This is a genomic window from Alteribacillus persepolensis (assembly GCF_900099605.1).
GTDB classification, from domain to species: Bacteria; Bacillota; Bacilli; order Bacillales; family Marinococcaceae; genus Alteribacillus; species Alteribacillus persepolensis.
In genome coordinates, this window is sequence record NZ_FNDK01000054.1 from 1 (window position 1) to 3,401 (window position 3,401).

Annotated in this window: 3 protein-coding genes; 1 reads left to right on the top strand and 2 read right to left on the bottom strand. The window is 37.4% G+C overall.

Annotated elements, in window-relative coordinates:
* The coding region (locus BLT18_RS17765) for an integrase core domain-containing protein (RefSeq protein WP_139184770.1) at positions 1–271 on the top strand (271 nt) is incomplete at its 5' end.
* Positions 272–459: 188 nt separating this feature from the next.
* Here the strand turns inward: BLT18_RS17765 and BLT18_RS17770 are convergent.
* Both BLT18_RS17770 and BLT18_RS17775 read right to left on the bottom strand, forming a co-directional pair.
* Positions 460–783: a hypothetical protein gene (locus tag BLT18_RS17770; RefSeq protein WP_091277090.1), complete on the bottom strand. Its 324-nt coding sequence runs from the start codon at positions 781–783 to the stop codon at positions 460–462.
* A 1,010-nt stretch (positions 784–1,793) separates the two neighbouring features.
* On the bottom strand, positions 1,794–3,098 hold the full coding sequence (locus BLT18_RS17775; RefSeq protein WP_091277093.1) for a hypothetical protein: 1,305 nt from the start codon (positions 3,096–3,098) through the stop codon (positions 1,794–1,796).
* Between the last annotated feature and the right edge of the window lie 303 nt (positions 3,099–3,401).

The following is a 3,401-nucleotide window of genomic DNA, read 5'->3' on the forward strand; positions in this document are numbered from 1 at the left end:
CGATCAAGGCAGTCATTTTACAAGCCCGACATACACCGATCTTCTTCATAGCCATGACATCAATATTAGTATGGATGGCAAGGGGCGGGCTTTGGACAATATTATCATTGAGCGCCTATGGAGAAGCTTGAAATATGAAGATATTTATTTAAAAGAGTACGAAACGCCCCGTGCTGTGCGACAAGGTATTCGTAATTACTTAACTTTTTATAATGAAGAAAGACCACATCAAGCCCTTGAAGATCAGCCGCCAGCTGAAATTTATCAGTAGTGGATCGTCTTCACCCTCTTCGTCATTGTCTTTATGTCGGAAGAACCCGTCAAGGGTTCGGCGTTGTCCTCGCTTACGCTCGCCCTTGACGGAACCTTCCCCCATAAAGGCGGCACGGTTAAGGGTGAACAAGATCGTTCTGTGATCTCCTTTTTTCTCCGATGGTAGCTTCTCTATCTCGAAAGGAGTCACACCTTATTTATTAAAAAAATCTGTCTTGACAAAGGGGTCCACCTTATTCCGGATACAATAACAATTAAACTTATAAAAAAACCGCTCCCAAGAGTAATGATTAGAGCCATTGCAGAAACTATCTTATTTTCCGTTTTCTTAAAAAAACCTATAAGCGATAAGATGAAAGCAATAACTATAATGACTATGATTAAAGGCATAGTGATAATGCCTTCCCAGTTTATGCTATAAAGTAAAGCAAAGAAAAACAGTACAGGAATAACACTTAACAACAGTGCACTATAACTTATCCAGCTGATTTTTTTAATTGTCTTAGCCATTTCTTGTCCCCCATCTGTCCTTACTAGTGACACAACTCTTACTCCACCCTTGCGCCCATTTGTATTAAAAAAATGATTAGTCTTCACTCGATTTTTTTAATGCTGGCAAATTTACAAGCCAATTAAAAAACGTAGCAGCGAATGAGATACCTATTATCTCCCATATGTTCTGATTATAAAAAGAAAGCGTGAGATTCAGTATCGATAAAAAAAACTAACATTGCTAGGAAAAATAAAATGTGTTTAAGCATTTATTCACCTCATTCAATCTAAGAAGAATGTGTTCTCCTCTGTTCAACAATCGTGACCCGTTACTTTAAGAAGTGATTATCGGGCTTTATTGACCTTTTTTGAATAGTCCTATCAGTAAAATAATGATACCAATAATTCCAACAATTAGATATAGATTCCAAACACCCCCAATTTCAACTGCTGTCAAGGGCTCTTCTTTTCATTGATACGAGAACCTCCATCGCTTTCGAGATAGTATTATTGTAAGCAAAAAAGTTTTTTATAAAAGAAGGATGCCACACAAAGTGCACGCAGGAGTTTATCATGCTGTTCTCGATTTTCTGTAACAGATTTAAAATAAATAAAAAACTGACAACCCTTTCCCGATTTGTGAATATTAATGATAAATGAAATTTGATTTCTCCTTTCAAGTGCTGAGAAACTAGGCTTTCATTACTTCGTAATCGCACCCTATTACTTAATAGTTAGAACTGAGATAATCATCATAGTAAGTAAATTCATCTGAAAAGCTAATCACGAAAATTAAGACACCCATCTTATTCAAGATTAGGCGCCCGTTTGTTTTTTTACGATTGTCCCTAAAACAAAGACATAACCCCAAAGAATAGTAAATTAATAACGAATAACACCGGAAAAACAAATAATGAAACCCTTCCGAATTTATCTTTTTTGCATAACGTAGCCCCTTTTAAAAGCAAAGATGCCATAAAATCTCATCTTATTCCGTTGCGCACTTCTCTCGACTGTTCATCTCGATTCTATACACCTTTTAGTTCAAATGTCCGTACAACGTTTAAATAATTCTTAAGCAACTTATCGTACTCAGGTGCATCAATAGCAATATCGAAGGTTACTTCGTATACATGCCCGTCAATCTCCTTTAAAAACCAATACTCTTCATAGCCATCGAAGTCCACACGTACGGCGGTTGTGAATATTCCTGTGTCGAAGTCTTCCTTCTCATGTAAATACGTAATCGACCGGGCCTGATCGTATTGGAATGCAACAAAATCATTCAGACTTTTGTTTCGCAATTCCTCTTCCCGATTTCTCGCATTCTCCTCTTGTTCGACTTGAATAACTAATTCTGAACTTCTCAGAGTAAAATGCTCCCGTTCTATACTTTCTTCATAAATGGTGTCAAAAGTATAACGATAGACGTGATATGCAGGAAATGAGTACCTGAATGTCGCAGCTTCCGGCAATTCGAAGGAATAGCCTACTTCTGGATAACTGCCTTGAAGATTCTCTCGAGGTCCATAGGACAAGTTTTTCGGTTCATCTAATACAGCTTCCTCACGAAAATCTTCTTTGCTGTAGGTGATTTTCCGTACGGACGTCAACATTGTTTCAAACAGTTCATCTTTTTTCTGCTTCGGAACAGAGATGACAGTACGGAGATAGGTATGTTCTAGTTCACCAATCAACTCATAATGGATGACACCTGGCTGTGGTTCACTTTCAATCATATAGGTGTAAGGTCCTAAATCATAATCATCCAAAGTGTGAACAGTGGGCTCACCCTCCATCCCTTCCATTTCTTTTATTCTTTTTATTCTTTCCACTGTTTTTTCCTTTAGTTCTTCCATATGGGCCTCAGCGTTTCCCTCAACTTCCTGTGTCACTGACTCGATAATCTCTTGAAACTCCGCTTCTGTCAGCTCTTCACCTAAAGAGAAATGTTCTTTTGTATAGACATACCGATTTTTATTCAGCGGTTTTATTTCAATCGTTGGCACCTCTTTCTCAAGTTGTTCGGAAGTCGTATCCAAGGTAAATTGAAAATTATCCGCTGATGGCTTATGCCAGAAGAACATTTTTTCTTCCGAAGACTCTGTTTCATATTTTGAGAGCCTTTCAAAAGAATCATCCACCGTCACCTGGTAAGAATGTGGGAGTAACCAATTGCCTTGAACATCTGTATTCTTTTCTTGTATGAAACCATAAGTTGTTTCTCCTGTATCATCTTTCGTTTCTCCAAGTTTATCAGTCTCTATTTGATCAGCTGTCGAGCAGGCATATAGAAATAATAACCCCAGCAGAATAAATCCTACTCTTTTCATCCTTACACTCCCACAAAAAATTTTTCTGGTTTTCAATATACATCCATTATATCTTTTATAAAAATCATATAAAATTCGATAAAGAGAATGTACTCACCAAAATTAGCAGTTCCCATCCTTTACCCACATCGTCAACTTCTTTTTCGCTCTTATATGCGATATCTCCGCTATTCCTTATTAGGGAAAAGCGTCCGTTAATTTAATAAGAACCATTAGGAAAAAAGGATATTTACTATTACTAAGGCTATTACAGAGAAGCCGTATAATGACCAAGCGATTCTCCTATTACTCTTAGGTGCCTCT

What these genes read in the sequence shown, in the direction of transcription:
- BLT18_RS17770 (WP_091277090.1), bottom strand. Translation starts at nt 783, where the DNA reads ATGGCTAAGACAATTAAAAAAATCAGCTGGATAAGTTATAGTGCACTG.
- BLT18_RS17775 (WP_091277093.1), bottom strand. Translation starts at nt 3,098, where the DNA reads ATGAAAAGAGTAGGATTTATTCTGCTGGGGTTATTATTTCTATATGCC.